The organism is Streptomyces griseofuscus (genome assembly GCF_014673495.1).
Taxonomy (GTDB): Bacteria; Actinomycetota; Actinomycetes; order Streptomycetales; family Streptomycetaceae; genus Streptomyces; species Streptomyces murinus.
Genome location: NZ_CP051006.1, coordinates 4,129,191 through 4,145,026, shown reverse-complemented (window position 1 = coordinate 4,145,026; position 15,836 = coordinate 4,129,191). Strand labels below are relative to the sequence as shown.

The window sequence follows — 15,836 nt, the reverse complement described above, 5'->3', positions numbered from 1 at the left end:
GCCGGGCCTCGGCGGCTTCACGGGGCCCGGCGCTCCGTCCCCTGCTCTCCACCCCTGCCCCGAACACGGCAACGCCCCCTGCCTGTGCGAAGCAGGGGGCGTTGCCGGGTTTCAGGGGGCCACGGGGGCCGTCACTTGACCGGTTCGGGCTCCGGGGTGGTCTCGGACTCGGACTCGCCCGCCGGGTCCACCGGGGTCCGCACCGAGTCCAGCAGCAGCTGGGCGACGTCGACGACCTGGATGGATTCCTTGGCCTTGCCGTCGTTCTTCTTGCCGTTGACCGAGTCGGTCAGCATGACGAGGCAGAAGGGGCAGGCCGTGGAGACGATGTCCGGGTTGAGGGAGAGGGCCTCGTCCACGCGCTCGTTGTTGATGCGCTTGCCGATGCGCTCCTCCATCCACATCCGCGCGCCGCCCGCGCCGCAGCAGAAGCCCCGCTCCTTGTGGCGGTGCATCTCCTCGTTGCGCAGACCCGGGACCTTGCCGATGATCTCGCGCGGGGGCGTGTAGATCTTGTTGTGGCGGCCCAGGTAGCACGGGTCGTGGTAGGTGATGATGCCCTCGACCGGCGTGACCGGGATCAGCTTGCCCTCGTCCACCAGGTGCTGGAGCAGCTGGGTGTGGTGGATGACCTCGTAGTCGCCGCCGAGCTGCGGGTACTCGTTGCCAAGCGTGTTGAGGCAGTGCGGGCAGGTGGCGACGATCTTCTTCGCCGACTTCGGCTTCCTGGATTCCTCGGTGGCCTTGCCGTCGTCGTCCAGTTCCTCGCCGAACGCCGTGTTCAGGGCCATCACGTTCTCCATGCCGAGCTCCTGGAACAGAGGCTCGTTGCCCAGGCGGCGGGCGGAGTCACCGGTGCACTTCTCGTCGCCGCCCATGATCGCGAACTTGACGCCCGCGATGTGGAGGAGTTCGGCGAAGGCCTTCGTGGTCTTCTTGGCGCGGTCTTCCAGCGCGCCCGCGCAGCCGACCCAGTAGAGGTACTCGACCTCGGTGAGGTCCTCGATGTCCTTGCCGACGACCGGGACCTCGAAGTCGACCTCCTTGGTCCACTCCAGGCGCTGCTTCTTGGCCAGACCCCAGGGGTTGCCCTTCTTCTCCAGGTTCTTGAGCATCGTGCCCGCCTCGGAGGGGAAGGCCGACTCGATCATGACCTGGTAGCGGCGCATGTCCACGATGTGGTCGACGTGCTCGATGTCCACCGGGCACTGCTCGACACAGGCGCCGCAGGTGGTGCAGGACCACAGCACGTCCGGGTCGATGACGCCGTTCTCCTCGGCGGTGCCGATCAGCGGGCGCTCGGCCTCGGCCAGGGCCGCGGCCGGCACCCCGGCCAGCTGCTCCTCGGAGGCCTTCTCCTCGCCCTCCACCGTCTTGCCGCCACCGGCCAGCAGGTACGGCGCCTTGGCGTGCGCGTTGTCCCGCAGCGACATGATCAGCAGCTTCGGGGACAGCGGCTTGCCGGTGTTCCAGGCGGGGCACTGCGACTGGCAGCGGCCGCACTCGGTGCAGGTGGAGAAGTCCAGCAGGCCCTTCCAGGAGAACTGCTCGACCTGGGAGACGCCGAAGACGTCGTCCTCGCCGGGGTCGGTGAAGTCGATCGCCTTGCCGCCCGAGGTCATCGGCAGCAGCGCGCCGAGCGAGGTACCGCCGTCGGCGTTGCGCTTGAACCAGATGTTCGGGAAGGCGAGGAAGCGATGCCAGGCCACGCCCATGTCGGTCTTCAGGGCGACCGTGATCATCCAGATGAAGGAGGTCGCGATCTTCAGGGCGGCGAAGAAGTAGGTGAGGTTCTGGAGCGTGCCGACGCTCATGCCCTTGAACCAGGCGACGACCGGATACGAGATGAAGAACGACGCCTCGTAGCCGTCGACGTGGTGCTGGGCGCCTTCCAGGGCGTGCAGCGTGAAGATGCAGACGCCGACGATCAGGATGACGGCCTCGACGAAGTACGCCTGGCCGAAGTTCGAGCCGGCGAAGCGGGACTTGCGGCCCGGCTTGTTCGGCTTGCTCAGCTGGCGGATCACGATCAGCACCAGGATGCCGATCGTGGTCATGGTGCCGAGGAACTCGACGAAGACGTTGTACGGCGCCCAGTCGCCGATGATCGGCAGAAGCCAGTCCGCCTTGAAGAGCTGGCCGATCGCGTTGACGATCGTCAGCAGCAGCGAGAAGAAGCCCACCGCCACGAACCAGTGCGCCACCCCGACGATGCCCCAGCGGTTCATCCGGGTGTGGCCGAGGAACTCCTTGGCCACCGTGACGGTGCGCTGTGCGGGGTCATTGGTCCTGGTCCCGGCCGGCACGGGCTGGCCGAGACGCATGAAGTTGAAGATCTGGAGGAGGGCGCGGCCGAACAGTGCCACGCCGACCACGATCAGGACCAGCGACACGATGATCGCGGCGAGTTGCATTGGGGCTCCTGAGGGCGGCCTCGAATTGACCGAGCGGACATTACTAAGCGGTAACTTATGTGGTTCTCTGAGACTACCCCTATCTTCCGTCGCGCCGCAGGGGAGCGCGGGGTGATATGGGTCGCTGAGTGGCCGCCCATGGTGACGTGCTGATCACCTGAAGGGCAATCTGATCGTGTTATTCATCCCGAATTGCTACTTTCACCCCTACCTTAGGGCTGTGCTCTACGGGATCGCTGCGGCCTCCGCCGCCCTGCTGCTCACCGCCGTCCTCGCGGCACTGCTCCGGCTGCCCGCCCTGCGGGCGGGGGTCGTCGACCGGCGCCGGAGCCGTCCGCTGCCCCTGCTCGGCGGCCTCGCCGTCGTCACCGTCACCTCGCTGGTCGCCTGGACGGGTGAATGGACCCGGGTCGCCCCGCTGGGTGACGGGGTCGGCGGGCTGCTCCTGGCCGCCGTGGCGGTCGGACTGCTCGGCCTGGTCGCCGACGTCTGGCGGCTGCGCGGCCGGGTGATCGCCGCCGGTACGGCGGTCGCGGCGGCCTGCGTGGTGCCCTACGACGAGACGGGGGTGGCCGGGGGCGCGCTCGCCGTGGCCGGGATCGTCCTCGTCACGCTCGCCTTCCGGGGGCTCGACCACGCGGACGGGCTTGCCGGGACCGTGGGTGTGGTCACCGCCTTCGGGGCCGGAGTCTGCGCCGCCATCGAGGTGATGGACGGGCTCGCCGTCCTGCTCAGCGTGTTCGCCGCCGCCCTCACCGGCTTCCTGATGCACAACTGGCATCCCGCCCGCGTCGGACTCGGCGCCTGCGGTTCGCTGTTCACCGGGTTCCTGCTGTCCTCCGGGGTCGTCTTCACCCGCGCGGGGTACGCGATCGGGCCGAGCGCGGCCGTGCTGTTCTGCCTCGGCGCCGTCGCCCTCGCGGACGCCGCCCTGGTGGTGCTCGTACGGCTGCTCGGGCGCCGGCCGCTGCTGCGGCGCGGTCCGGACCACCTGGTGCACCGGCTGCGGCGGTTCGGGCTCACCCAGCCGGGGGCCGTGGTGGTGCTCGGGGTGTGCGCCTTCGCCGCGGTGTTCGCGGGAGTGCTCGTGCACGCCGGGTGGGCGCGGGAGGAACTCGCGCTCTGGGTGGCGGGAGGAGCGGCCGTCCTGGTGCTCGTACTCCTGCGGGCGCCTGTTCGGATTCCGGTCCAGCGGCCTCGCCGTATGGCATCGACGCAGGTCAGCGAGCGGTTGCGTGTAAGGAACGGATAAGACTTGAGTCTGGATGACTCAGGTCTGTTGACCCCAGCGGCCCGCTCGTGCACACTTGAGTCCGTTGCACTCAAGTCAGCTGGAGGAATCAACCATGGCACGTGCGGTCGGCATCGACCTGGGCACGACTAACTCCGTCGTCAGCGTTCTGGAGGGCGGCGAGCCCACCGTCATCACCAACGCCGAGGGTGCCAGGACCACGCCGTCCGTCGTCGCCTTCGCGAAGAACGGCGAGGTGCTGGTCGGCGAGGTCGCCAAGCGCCAGGCGGTCACGAACGTGGACCGGACCATCCGCTCCGTGAAGCGCCACATGGGCACGGACTGGAAGATCGAGCTCGACGGGAAGCAGTTCAACCCGCAGCAGATGAGCGCCTTCATCCTCCAGAAGCTCAAGCGGGACGCCGAGGCGTACCTGGGCGAGAAGGTGACCGACGCGGTCATCACCGTCCCGGCGTACTTCAACGACTCCGAGCGCCAGGCGACGAAGGAGGCCGGCGAGATCGCGGGCCTGAACGTCCTGCGCATCGTCAACGAGCCGACGGCCGCCGCGCTGGCCTACGGCCTCGACAAGGACGACCAGACGATCCTCGTCTTCGACCTCGGCGGCGGCACCTTCGACGTATCCCTGCTGGAGATCGGCGACGGCGTCGTCGAGGTGAAGGCCACCAACGGTGACAACCACCTCGGTGGTGACGACTGGGACCAGCGCGTCGTCGACTACCTGGTCAAGCAGTTCCAGTCCGGTCACGGCGTGGACCTGTCCAAGGACAAGATGGCCCTCCAGCGCCTGCGTGAGGCCGCCGAGAAGGCCAAGATCGAGCTGTCCTCGTCCACCGAGACCTCGATCAACCTGCCCTACATCACGGCGTCCGCCGAGGGCCCGCTGCACCTGGACGAGAAGCTCACCCGCGCCCAGTTCCAGCAGCTGACGGCCGACCTGCTGGAGCGCTGCAAGACGCCGTTCCACAACGTCATCAAGGACGCCGGCATCTCCATCAACGAGATCGACCACGTCGTCCTCGTCGGTGGCTCCACCCGTATGCCCGCCGTGGCCGAGCTCGTCAAGGAGCTGACCGGCGGCAAGGAGGCCAACAAGGGCGTCAACCCGGACGAGGTCGTCGCCATCGGCGCCTCGCTCCAGGCCGGTGTCCTCAAGGGCGAGGTCAAGGACGTCCTGCTGCTCGACGTCACCCCGCTGTCCCTCGGTATCGAGACCAAGGGCGGCATCATGACCAAGCTGATCGAGCGCAACACCACGATCCCGACGAAGCGCTCCGAGATCTTCACCACGGCCGAGGACAACCAGCCGTCCGTGCAGATCCAGGTCTACCAGGGCGAGCGCGAGATCGCGGCGTACAACAAGAAGCTCGGCATGTTCGAGCTGACCGGTCTGCCGCCGGCGCCCCGCGGCGTCCCGCAGATCGAGGTCTCCTTCGACATCGACGCCAACGGCATCATGCACGTCACGGCGAAGGACCTCGGCACCGGCAAGGAGCAGAAGATGACCGTCACCGGCGGCTCCTCGCTGCCGAAGGACGAGGTCGACCGCATGCGCGAGGAGGCCGAGCGCTACGCGGAGGACGACCACAAGCGCCGCGAGGCCGCCGAGACCCGCAACCAGGGCGAGCAGCTCGTCTACCAGACCGAGAAGTTCCTCAAGGACAACGAGGACAAGGTCCCGGGCGAGGTCAAGACCGAGGTGGAGTCCGCCATCGCCGAGCTGAAGGAGAAGCTCAAGGGCGAGGACACCGCCGAGATCCGCACCGCCACCGAGAAGGTCGCGGCCGTCTCGCAGAAGCTCGGCCAGGCGATGTACGCCGACGCCCAGGGCGCGCAGGCCGCGGGTGCCGGTGACGCCGACGCCGGCCAGGCCAAGGCCGACGACGACGTCGTGGACGCCGAGATCGTGGACGACGAGCGCAAGGACGGTGCCGCGTGACGGAGGAGACCCCGGGCTTCGAGGAGAAGCCCGACGTCCCCTCCGGCGCCACCCCTGACGACGCCGAGTCGAAGGCCGCCCCCAAGGAGGGGGCGGCCCCGGCCGGGGACGCGAACGCAGACGCCGGTCTGGTCGCCCAGCTGGACCAGGTACGCACCGCGCTGAACGAGCGCACCGCGGACCTCCAGCGGCTCCAGGCCGAGTACCAGAACTACCGCCGCCGGGTCGAGCGGGACCGGGCCACGGTCAAGGAGGTCGCCGTCGCGAACCTCCTGACCGAGCTGCTGCCCGTGCTCGACGACATCGGCCGCGCACGGGAACACGGCGAACTGGTCGGCGGCTTCAAGTCGGTGGCCGAGTCGACGGAGGCCACCGCGGCCAAGCTGGGCCTCCAGCAGTTCGGCAAGGAGGGCGAGCCCTTCGACCCGACCATCCACGAGGCCCTGATGCACAGCTACGCGCCGGACGTCACCGAGACGACCTGCGTGGCGATCCTTCAGCCCGGGTATCGCATCGGCGAGCGCACCATCCGCCCCGCGCGGGTGGCCGTGGCAGAGCCGCAGCCGGGCGCGCAGGCCGGGAAGCCGGAGAAGGCGGGCAAGGCCGAGGGCGCCGAGGAGAAGTCCGAGGCGGCCGACGACAAGGAGAACGGTGGCCCGGAGGAGGGCTGACGTAATCACAGCGGACGGGAAGGAGGGACGTCGGGGATGAGCACCAAGGACTTCATCGAGAAGGACTTCTACAAGGTCCTCGGCGTCCCCAAGGACGCCACCGAGGCCGAGATCAAGAAGGCGTACCGGAAGCTCGCGCGCGAGTTCCACCCGGACGCCAACAAGGGCAACGCCAAGGCCGAGGAGCGTTTCAAGGAGATCTCCGAGGCGAACGATGTCCTCGGCGACCCCAAGAAGCGCAAGGAGTACGACGAGGCGCGCGCCCTGTTCGGCAACGGCGGCTTCGGCCCCGGGCCGGGCGCCGGCGGCGGCAACTTCAACTTCGACCTGGGCGACCTCTTCGGAGGCGGCGGCACCGCCCAGAGCGGCGGCTTCGGCGGCGGGCTCGGCGATGTCTTCGGGGGCCTGTTCAACCGCGGCGGCGCGGGCGGGGCGACCCGTACGCAGCCGCGCCGCGGCCAGGACGTGGACACCGAGGTCACCCTCAGCTTCACCGAGGCGATCGAGGGGGCCACGGTGCCGCTGCGGATGACCTCCCAGCAGCCCTGCAAGGCCTGTTCCGGCACCGGCGACAAGAACGGCACGCCCCGGGTGTGCCCGACCTGTGTCGGCACCGGTCAGATCGCCCGGGGCTCGGGCGGCGGCTTCTCGCTGACCGACCCCTGCCCCGACTGCAAGGGCCGCGGTCTGATCGCCGAGAACCCCTGCCCGGACTGCAAGGGCAGCGGACGCGCCAAGTCCTCGCGCACCATGCAGGTCCGCATCCCGGCGGGTGTCACCGACGGGCAGCGGATCCGGCTGCGCGGCAAGGGCGCCCCCGGCGAGCGGGGCGGACCGGCCGGCGATCTGTATGTGACCGTGCACGTGGGCGAGCACCCGGTGTTCGGCCGCAAGGGCGACAACCTCACGGTGACCGTCCCGGTCACCTTCGCGGAGGCCGCGCTCGGCGGCGAGGTGCGGGTGCCGACCCTCGGCGGCCCGCCGGTCACCCTGAAGCTGCCCCCGGGCACTCCGAACGGCAGGACCATGCGGGCCCGCGGCAAGGGCGCGGTCCGCAAGGACGGCACCCGCGGCGACCTCCTGGTCACCGTCGAGGTGAGTGTCCCGGAGGACCTGTCGGGGAAGGCTCGTGACGCACTGGAGGCGTATCGCGAGGCGACCGCGGGCGAGGACCCGCGGGCGGAGCTGTTCGAGGCCGCGAAGGGAGCTTGAGCGTGATGGAAGGCCGCCGGCGCAATCCGTACGAACTGACCGAGGAGTCCCCGGTCTACGTCATCTCGGTGGCGGCCCAGCTCTCCGGACTCCACCCGCAGACGCTGCGCCAGTACGACCGCCTGGGCCTGGTCTCCCCGGACCGCACCGCGGGCCGGGGCCGGCGCTACTCGGCCCGTGACATCGAACTGCTCCGCCAGGTGCAGCAGTTGTCGCAGGACGAGGGCATCAACCTGGCCGGCATCAAGCGCATCATCGAACTGGAGAACCAGGTCGCCGCGCTCCAGTCCCGTGTCGCGGAGCTGGAGTCGGCCCTGGACGGAGCGGCGGCCACCATGCGTCAGCGCGAGGCCGCCGTGCACGCCTCCTACCGGCGGGACCTGGTCCCGTATCAGGAGGTCCAGCAGACCAGCGCGCTGGTCGTGTGGCGGCCCAAGCGGTCCCCGCAGCAGGGCGACTGAGCATCCGCCGTACCACGCACGGCGAGGGGCCCGCGGACGCATCCCGTCCGCGGGCCCTTCGCCGTCCCCGCACCCGGCGGCTCCGGTGACGGACCCGACGGACGCGGCGCGGGCACAACCCATTCTTTGCCGCCTCGTGAACTCCCCTTGGATGGACGGTCCGTAAAGAGTGTTTGGAGAGGTTTCCCCATTGCTTTCACATGTTGGACGGCGCGTAGTGTTGCCCACTCGTTAAGCAAGGCTTCTTGACGCCGGCTGTCGGCTCCGCGTTGTCTTTTCAGACACCTGGGTCCTATAGCAGCACCCACGTCCGAAACACACGTGAAGTGAGCCCTCGTATGCGCCGTATCGCCCTGTCCGTGGCCGCCTCCGCGGCGACCCTCTCGCTGGCCGGCTGCGGCGTCCTGAACGCGACGGGGGACAGCACGAGCGCGAGCCCGGCCAAGGGCGACGACCTCACCGTGGGTCTGCTGCTGCCGGAGAAGACCAACACGCGCTACGACAAGTTCGACTACCCCATCATCAAGAGCAAGGTCTCCGACCTGACCGCCAAGCAGGGCAAGGTCGAGTACGAGAACGCGAACGCGGACGCGGCGAAGCAGTCCGGCCAGATGCAGAAGATGATCGACGACAAGGTCGATGTGATCCTGCTGGACGCCGTCGACTCGCGCGCCATCGCGGGCGAGGTGAAGAAGGCCAAGGACGCGGGCATCCCGGTCATCGCCTACGACCGCCTGGCCGAGGGCCCGATCAGCGCGTACGTCTCCTTCGACAACGAGCTCGTCGGCGAGGTGCAGGGCCGCTCGCTGCTGGACGCGCTCGGCTCGAACGCGAGCACCGCCACGAAGATCGTGATGATGAACGGCTCGCCCACCGACCCGAACGCCAAGCAGTTCAAGGAGGGCGCGCTCTCCGAGCTGAACGGCAAGGTGACCATCGCGGCCAGCTACGACACCACGGACTGGAAGCCGGAGAACGCCCAGGCCAACATGGCGAAGGCGATCAGCCAGATCGGCGCGGGCAACATCGCGGGCGTCTACTCCGCCAACGACGGCATGGCGGGCGGTGTCATCAAGGCCCTGAAGGCCGCGGGTGTCACCAGCCTGCCGCCGGTCACCGGCCAGGACGCCGAGCTGGACGCCGTACAGCGGGTGGTGGCGGGCGAGCAGTACATGAGCGTCTACAAGTCCTACCCGGACGAGGCCGAGGCCGCCGCGCAGATGGCCGTCTCCAAGGTCCAGGGCAAGGACATCCAGTTCGACGCGCTCACCGAGGACAAGGTGGACAGCCCCACCACCAAGAACATCCCGTCCAAGCTGGTCCAGGTGAGCGCCCTGACGCGCAAGACCATCAAGGACACGGTCATCGCGGACGGCATCTACACCGTGGACGACATCTGCACCGCCAAGTTCAAGGCGCAGTGCGCCGCGATCGGCCTGAAATAACCCGTCCGCGGGGTACGGCGGCCGGGGTTCCGGGCGGGTGTCCGGAGCCGGCGGCGGCTGGTCGCGGTGCGCGGCACGGAGCCCGGGAGATACCCCCGCAAGGCGGCGGTTAACGCCCGTCGGGGTGCGGGGAGCCGTGTTGCGGACCCGGTCGGCGCCACGCATAGTTGCGCTGCGGAAGTGGCAGCACACCGGGGGTGGAATGCGCGATGGCCGGGCGGAGGGCGGAGCAGCATCCTCACGGTGCCGACCGGCTGTGCGAGGCCGGGGACCGCGTGTACGAACGGGCGGTGCGCCGGGGCCGGGTGCCGCGCGTCGAGGCCGAGGCGGTGCCCTGCCTGCTGGAACTGGCCCTGCTGCACCCGGACCCCGACGACATGGACTGGCTGGTCCCCACCTCCCCGCAGGAGGTCATGACCCGGCTGCTGCGCGGGGTCTACGACGAGGTCAGTGAGAGCCAGCGCCGGGTGGGCTCGGCGGTGGCCGCTTTCGAGTGGTACGCCGGGCTCGGCCAGTCGCAGGCGCTCGCGGCGCCGGGCGGGGGCAGTGCGGTACGGGTGCTGGACGGGCTGTCCCGGATCCAGGCCGCGATGGACGAGGCGACGCAGGCGTGCACCACCGAGGTGCTCACCGTCCAGCCGGGCGGCATCCGCCGGGAGGCCGAGCTGACCGAGGGCCTGCACCGGGCGCTGGCCCTGCGCGGGCGGGGCGTGCGGATGCGGGACCTGTACACGCATGTGGCCCGGCACGGACAGGGGCTGCTCAACTACCTGGAGCTGATGGGCGACACGGTGGAGGCCCGCACGCTGGACGAGGTCATCGACCGGCTCATCCTCTTCGACCGCACCGTGGCCTTCATCCCGGCGAACGCCGACCGCACCATGGCCCTGGAGCTGCGCCACCCGGCGCTGGTGGAGTACCTGGTGACCGTCTTCGAGCGGCTGTGGCGGCTCGCCATCCCGCTCACCGCGCCGCTGCCGGACACCGGTATCGAGGGCATCTCGCACCGCGAGCAGTCCATCGCGGCGCTGCTCGCCGAGGGCCACCAGGACGCGGTGATCGCCGAGCGGCTCGGCATCAGCGTGCGCACCTGCCGCGCGCACATCGCCCGCCTGTCGGAGACCCTGGGCGCGGCGAGCCGTACCCAGCTGGGGGTGCGCATCGCCCAGGCGGGCCTGGACGGCAGCGGCAGGGGCCTGCCGGCCGCCCGGGACGCCTCGTTGTGAGCCCGCGTCCCCTCCGCCCGACGGATCTCAAGGGCCATGGTGCGCTCGGCGCCGGTGGCGTCGGTCCGCCCGGTGCGCAGGGCGCGTTCGTCCATCGCGCGGCCCTGCGCACACAGCTCCTCGACGCCGTGTCGCGGGTGCGGCTGTGCCGCGGTCATCGGCTCAGAGGTCCCGGTCCAGCATGCCGGACTGGGCGATGAGGAAGCCCAGTTGAGCCCGGCTGCCGCTGCCGAGCGCCTGGGCGAGCCGGGCGATATGGGCGCGGCAGGTGCGTACGTTCATCCCGAGCCGGCGCGCGATGGCCTCGTCCACATGACCCTCCACCAGCAGCTTGGCGATGGAGTGCTGGATCTCGGTGATGCCGTCGGGCGCGGTCTCGTACGGGGCGCCCGCGGTCAGTGGTACCGCGCGGTTCCACATGAACTCGAACACCTTGATGAGGTAGCGGATGAGCCCGGGGTTGCGCAGTTCCAGGGCCACCTGCTGGTCGTCGCGGGTGGGGATGAAGGCGACCGACTCGTCGCAGATGATGAGCCGTTCGACCAGTTCGTCGATGGTGCGGTACTCCACCTTGCCGCTGGTGAGCTGGGCGACGTAACCGATCTGCTTGAGGTTGTAGCGGACCGTGTGCTGGTAGAGGGTGCGGATGTGCACGCCCCGTTCCACCAGGGCGGTGTCGCGCTCCAGGCCCTGGCGTACGTTGCGCTCGGTGAAGTGGTTGCTCGGTTGGACGGTGAGCACCGAGGAACGGCATTCGGTGGTGGCCAGGTCGAGCGCGGCGTTGATGCGGTCGCTGCCCTCCAGCACGGTGATCGAGTCGGTCATCGAGGCCGTCTGGGTGCTCAGCGCGAGGAACGGCTCGAAAATGTCGGAGAGTTCGACGGCCCAGCGCCGGCGATCTGCTATCTCGCGTTCGAGCGGCGAGAGCCGTTGGGCCAGCGCCACGGCCGGGGGCACCGGGCGCAGCCAGTCGGGGTCGTCCGGATCCGGGTGGAGCAGGGCGAACTCCATCAAGCAGGGAGCCGATATCACGTCGGCACGGGAGACCCGTCCGGTACGCAGGGCGTTGGCGTAAAGTCGGCCCCCTTCCTCGCACAGTTCGGTGACCGCATGGGGATGTACCGTATTGTGCCGATTTGAAGTCAAATCTCCACCCCCCAGGGTCCTGAACATGCAGGAACATGATGCACTGATTGTGTGGTCATGATGTGCCCGAATGAGCCATCGTCTTATCCGACGGGGGAAGAAGGGGACCTTCAAGTGAGGACGAAGTCGACCATGGGCAAGAAGATGATTCGCTCGGGGCTGGTCGCCACCTTCTCCGCCGTTGTGGCCCTTGGAGTGCTGAGTGGCCCCTTCGGTGCGAAGAGTGATCTGCGCGCAGACACGAAGTGGCCCTCGGTGGCCACGCTCGACGCGGGCAGCGTGGTGCGCGCGGACACGAAGTGGCCCGGTGACACCAAGTGGCCCTCGGTGGCGGCGGCCGGCGTGACGAACGCCGTGCCCGCGGACACCAAGTGGCCGACGGACACCAAGTGGCCTTCGGTAGCCGGGAGCTGATGTGACCACGCCACCCGACGACCGCTCCTTCCGCCGTGAGATGGTCACCGCCTACCGTTCCGGCTGGCACTTCATCGATCTGGTGACCGCGATTCCCCACCCGGGGGACTCGCTGATGGTGACCGTCTTCGGTGAGCCGGTCGTCGTCACGCGCGACGACGAGGAGGACGTCCGGGCCTACCGGTGCCTGCGCAAGCCGCGTGGGGCGCCTCAGCCGGTGCGGTGTGCCATACGGTACGGAATGATCTTTGTGAACCTGGACCAGCGGGATCACCGGCTCACCGAGCCGGTGGAGTCCGACCTGAGAACCATCTCGGCCACCCCCCGCAGTGCCTGACGCGATTCCCCCGTCGTAAAAGATCGCTCAGGCGCTTCCCCCCGCAGCGGCGTCACCGTGACCTGAACACGGTGACGCCGCTGTTGTTCGTGGCGACATTTCGGGGTATGCCCCAACTCCCACAGTGGCCGAAACGAATCGAACACGACCGCCGTGGCGTCACTCGACCTCCACATACCGTTCACCCCCGCCCCAGCGCCCTCTCCAGTGAGATCTCGATCACCACACGGGCCGGGTTCGGCGCGGGCTCGCGGGTGTAGCGCTCGGCGTAGCGGCGCTCCGCCTCCCTGATCCGGTCCGGGTCCGTGGACAGGTGCGCCCGCCCCTCCAGCGTGGCCCAGCGGCGCCCGTCGACCTGGCAGACGGCGGCGAGGGCGCCCTCGGGGCCGGCGGCGCGGACATGGGCCGCCTTCGCGCTGGCCCCGTTGCAGATGACCCGGGCAAGGCGCGCCTCGGGGTCGTACGTCACCCCGACCGGCACCACGTGCGGACTGCCGTCCGGGCGGATGGTCGTCAGTGTGCACAGATGCCGCTCGCGCCAGAAGCCGAGATACGCCTCGTCCGGGGAACCCGGATCCACGGAATGGTTCGCCATGCCCGGAAACCTAGCCGTAGACCGGTGCGTGAGCAGCCTTGAGTGGAATAGACTCAACTTTATGTACGCTGGTTAAGTCAGCAGAGGGATGCAGGGCTGAGGTACGTCTAGGAGGAGAACGCACACGTGGACGCCGAGCTGACCAACAAGAGCCGGGACGCGATCAACGCGGCCAGCACCCGGGCCGTGACCGAGGGGCACCCGGACCTGACCCCCGCGCATCTGCTGCTGGCGCTGCTTGCGGGGCAGGAGAACGAGAACATCACCGACCTGCTCGCCGCCGTCGACGCCGACCAGGCGGCCGTCCGCGCGGGCGCCGAGAAGCTCCTCGCCGCGCTGCCCAGCGTGGCCGGCTCCACCGTCGCGCCCCCGCAGCCGAGCCGTGATCTGCTGGCCGTGATCGCGGACGCGGGCGAGCGGGCCAAGGACCTGGACGACGAGTACCTGTCCACCGAACACCTGCTGATCGGCATCGCCGCCAAGGGCGGAGCCGCCGGTGAGCTGCTGCGGCGCGAGGGCGCCGAGGCGAAGAAGTTGCTGGAGGCCTTCAAGAAGGCCAGGGGAGGACGCCGCGTGACCACCGCCGACCCGGAGGGCCAGTACAAGGCCCTGGAGAAGTTCGGCACCGACTTCACCGCCGCCGCCCGCGAGGGCCGGCTCGACCCGGTCATCGGACGGGACCAGGAGATCCGGCGGGTCGTGCAGGTGCTGAGCCGTCGTACGAAGAACAACCCGGTCCTGATCGGCGAGCCGGGCGTCGGCAAGACCGCCGTCGTGGAGGGGCTCGCGCAGCGGATCGTCAAGGGCGATGTGCCCGAGTCGCTGAAGGACAAGCGGCTGGTCTCGCTGGACCTCGGCGCGATGGTGGCGGGCGCCAAGTACCGCGGCGAGTTCGAGGAGCGCCTCAAGGCCGTCCTCGCCGAGATCAAGGACTCCGACGGGCAGATCATCACCTTCATCGACGAGCTGCACACGGTCGTCGGCGCGGGCGCGGGCGGCGACTCCGCGATGGACGCGGGCAACATGCTCAAGCCCATGCTCGCCCGCGGTGAGCTGCGCATGGTCGGCGCCACCACGCTGGACGAGTACCGGGAGCGGATCGAGAAGGACCCCGCCCTGGAGCGCCGCTTCCAGCAGGTGCTGGTCGCCGAGCCGACCGTCGAGGACACCATCGCGATCCTGCGCGGCCTCAAGGGCCGCTACGAGGCGCACCACAAGGTGCAGATCGCGGACAGCGCCCTGGTCGCCGCGGCCACCCTCTCCGACCGCTACATCACCTCCCGCTTCCTGCCCGACAAGGCCATCGACCTGGTGGACGAGGCGGCCTCCCGGCTGCGCATGGAGATCGACTCCTCGCCGGTGGAGATCGACGAACTCCAGCGCTCCGTGGACCGGTTGAAGATGGAGGAGCTGGCGATCGGCAAGGAGACCGACCCCGCCTCGCTGGCCCGGCTGGAGAAGCTGCGCCGCGATCTCGCCGACCGCGAGGAGGAGTTGCGGGGCCTGACCGCCCGCTGGGAGAAGGAGAAGCAGTCCCTCAACCGGGTCGGTGAACTCAAGGAGCGGCTGGACGATCTGCGCGGCCAGGCCGAACGCGCCCAGCGCGACGGCGACTTCGACAAGGCCGCCAAGCTGCTCTACGGCGAGATCCCGCAGCTGGAGAAGGAGCTGGAGGCCGCCTCCGAGGCCGAGGAGGAGGCCGCGAAGGACACCATGGTCAAGGAGGAGGTCGGCGCCGACGACATCGCCGACGTCGTCGGGGCCTGGACCGGAATCCCGGCCGGCCGGCTGCTGGAGGGCGAGACCCAGAAGCTGCTGCGCATGGAGGACGAGCTGGGCAGGCGGCTCATCGGCCAGGGCGAGGCCGTGCGCGCGGTCAGCGACGCGGTACGGCGCTCCCGGGCCGGTATCGCCGACCCCGACCGGCCCACCGGATCGTTCCTCTTCCTCGGCCCCACCGGCGTCGGCAAGACCGAACTCGCCAAGGCCCTCGCGGACTTCCTCTTCGACGACGAGCGGGCCATGGTCCGCATCGACATGTCGGAGTACGGCGAGAAGCACAGCGTGGCCCGGCTGGTCGGCGCGCCCCCCGGGTACGTCGGCTACGAGGAGGGCGGCCAGCTGACCGAGGCGGTGCGCAGGCGCCCGTACACCGTGGTCCTCCTGGACGAGGTGGAGAAGGCCCACCCGGAGGTCTTCGACATCCTGCTCCAGGTGCTGGACGACGGCCGTCTGACCGACGGCCAGGGCCGCACCGTCGACTTCCGCAACACCATCCTGGTGCTCACCTCCAACCTGGGCAGCCAGTTCCTGGTCGACCCGGTCGCGAGCGAGGAGGAGAAGAGGGAGCAGGTGCTGGAGGTCGTACGGTCGTCCTTCAAGCCGGAGTTCCTCAACCGCCTGGACGACCTGGTGGTGTTCTCCGCGCTGACCAAGCCCGAGCTGGAGCGGATCGCGGGGTTGCAGATCGAGCGGCTGGGCCGGCGGCTCGCCGAGCGCCGGCTCACCCTGGACGTCACGCCCGAGGCGCTGGCCTGGCTCGCGGAGGAGGGGATGGACCCGGCGTACGGCGCCCGGCCGCTGCGCCGCCTGGTGCAGACCGCCATCGGCGACCGGCTCGCCCGGGAGATCCTGTCCGGCGAGATCAAGGACGGCGACACGGTCCGCGTGGACCGCTTCGGCGAGGGCCTGCTGGTCGGCCCGCCGACGGGCAAGACGCTCTGA

Annotated in this window: 13 protein-coding genes; 10 read left to right on the top strand and 3 right to left on the bottom strand. The window is 69.6% G+C overall.

Annotated elements, in window-relative coordinates; translation table 11 throughout:
* Window positions 1-131: 131 nt before the first annotated feature.
* The gene (locus tag HEP81_RS18425; protein ID WP_037658372.1) at window positions 132-2,414 is read right to left on the bottom strand and encodes a (Fe-S)-binding protein; all 2,283 of its coding nucleotides are present in this window, start codon (window positions 2,412-2,414) and stop codon (window positions 132-134) included.
* Between the two features lie 220 nt (window positions 2,415-2,634).
* On the opposite strand from HEP81_RS18425, the gene HEP81_RS18420 reads away from it, so the two are divergent.
* From HEP81_RS18420 to HEP81_RS18390, 7 genes are all read left to right on the top strand, one after another.
* Complete coding sequence (locus HEP81_RS18420) at window positions 2,635-3,666, top strand: MraY family glycosyltransferase (RefSeq protein ID WP_037658373.1); 1,032 nt, start codon at window positions 2,635-2,637, stop codon at window positions 3,664-3,666.
* Window positions 3,667-3,760: 94 nt separating this feature from the next.
* Window positions 3,761-5,605 carry a molecular chaperone DnaK gene (dnaK, locus tag HEP81_RS18415; protein WP_093679426.1) on the top strand — a complete coding sequence of 615 codons (1,845 nt, stop codon included), beginning with the start codon at window positions 3,761-3,763 and terminating at the stop codon, window positions 5,603-5,605.
* Window positions 5,602-6,276, top strand: coding sequence for a nucleotide exchange factor GrpE (gene grpE, locus HEP81_RS18410; RefSeq protein WP_037658377.1), 675 nt, complete (start codon window positions 5,602-5,604; stop codon window positions 6,274-6,276). The genes dnaK and grpE overlap by 4 nt, the downstream gene beginning before the upstream one ends.
* Before the next feature lie 36 nt (window positions 6,277-6,312).
* Window positions 6,313-7,488: a molecular chaperone DnaJ gene (gene dnaJ, locus HEP81_RS18405; RefSeq protein ID WP_037658379.1), complete on the top strand. Its 1,176-nt coding sequence runs from the start codon at window positions 6,313-6,315 to the stop codon at window positions 7,486-7,488.
* Between the two features lie 5 nt (window positions 7,489-7,493).
* Window positions 7,494-7,949, top strand: a complete 456-nt coding sequence (locus HEP81_RS18400; RefSeq protein ID WP_037658517.1) for a heat shock protein transcriptional repressor HspR — start codon at window positions 7,494-7,496, stop codon at window positions 7,947-7,949.
* A 338-nt stretch (window positions 7,950-8,287) separates the two neighbouring features.
* Window positions 8,288-9,394 carry a sugar ABC transporter substrate-binding protein gene (locus HEP81_RS18395; RefSeq protein ID WP_037658381.1) on the top strand — a complete coding sequence of 369 codons (1,107 nt, stop codon included), beginning with the start codon at window positions 8,288-8,290 and terminating at the stop codon, window positions 9,392-9,394.
* 209 nt (window positions 9,395-9,603) lie between these two features.
* Window positions 9,604-10,620, top strand: coding sequence for a helix-turn-helix transcriptional regulator (locus HEP81_RS18390; protein ID WP_037658382.1), 1,017 nt, complete (start codon window positions 9,604-9,606; stop codon window positions 10,618-10,620).
* A 162-nt stretch (window positions 10,621-10,782) separates the two neighbouring features.
* On the opposite strand, the gene HEP81_RS18385 is transcribed toward HEP81_RS18390, so the two are convergent.
* Window positions 10,783-11,793, bottom strand: a complete 1,011-nt coding sequence (locus HEP81_RS18385; RefSeq protein WP_078967499.1) for a helix-turn-helix transcriptional regulator — start codon at window positions 11,791-11,793, stop codon at window positions 10,783-10,785.
* An 87-nt stretch (window positions 11,794-11,880) separates the two neighbouring features.
* Between HEP81_RS18385 and HEP81_RS18380 the strand changes: the two genes are divergently transcribed.
* Window positions 11,881-12,180: a hypothetical protein gene (locus HEP81_RS18380; protein WP_037658386.1), complete on the top strand. Its 300-nt coding sequence runs from the start codon at window positions 11,881-11,883 to the stop codon at window positions 12,178-12,180.
* Window position 12,181: 1 nt separating this feature from the next.
* The gene (locus tag HEP81_RS18375; protein ID WP_037658388.1) at window positions 12,182-12,517 is read left to right on the top strand and encodes a Rieske (2Fe-2S) protein; all 336 of its coding nucleotides are present in this window, start codon (window positions 12,182-12,184) and stop codon (window positions 12,515-12,517) included.
* A 181-nt stretch (window positions 12,518-12,698) separates the two neighbouring features.
* Here the strand turns inward: HEP81_RS18375 and HEP81_RS18370 are convergent, their stop codons facing one another.
* Window positions 12,699-13,112 carry a pyridoxamine 5'-phosphate oxidase family protein gene (locus HEP81_RS18370; protein ID WP_037658389.1) on the bottom strand — a complete coding sequence of 138 codons (414 nt, stop codon included), beginning with the start codon at window positions 13,110-13,112 and terminating at the stop codon, window positions 12,699-12,701.
* A 126-nt stretch (window positions 13,113-13,238) separates the two neighbouring features.
* On the opposite strand from HEP81_RS18370, the gene clpB reads away from it, so the two are divergent.
* Entirely contained in the window at window positions 13,239-15,836 is a 2,598-nt protein-coding gene (gene clpB / locus HEP81_RS18365; protein ID WP_037658391.1) for an ATP-dependent chaperone ClpB, read from the top strand.

Bases quoted from the DNA above. Each gene is read 5' to 3' on its own strand.
- HEP81_RS18370 (WP_037658389.1), bottom strand. From the start codon at position 13,112: ATGGCGAACCATTCCGTGGATCCGGGTTCCCCGGACGAGGCGTATCTC.
- HEP81_RS18395 (WP_037658381.1), top strand. From the start codon at position 8,288: ATGCGCCGTATCGCCCTGTCCGTGGCCGCCTCCGCGGCGACCCTCTCG.
- dnaK (WP_093679426.1), top strand. From the start codon at position 3,761: ATGGCACGTGCGGTCGGCATCGACCTGGGCACGACTAACTCCGTCGTC.
- HEP81_RS18385 (WP_078967499.1), bottom strand. From the start codon at position 11,793: ATGTTCAGGACCCTGGGGGGTGGAGATTTGACTTCAAATCGGCACAAT.
- HEP81_RS18400 (WP_037658517.1), top strand. From the start codon at position 7,494: ATGGAAGGCCGCCGGCGCAATCCGTACGAACTGACCGAGGAGTCCCCG.
- dnaJ (WP_037658379.1), top strand. From the start codon at position 6,313: ATGAGCACCAAGGACTTCATCGAGAAGGACTTCTACAAGGTCCTCGGC.
- HEP81_RS18425 (WP_037658372.1), bottom strand. From the start codon at position 2,414: ATGCAACTCGCCGCGATCATCGTGTCGCTGGTCCTGATCGTGGTCGGC.
- HEP81_RS18390 (WP_037658382.1), top strand. From the start codon at position 9,604: ATGGCCGGGCGGAGGGCGGAGCAGCATCCTCACGGTGCCGACCGGCTG.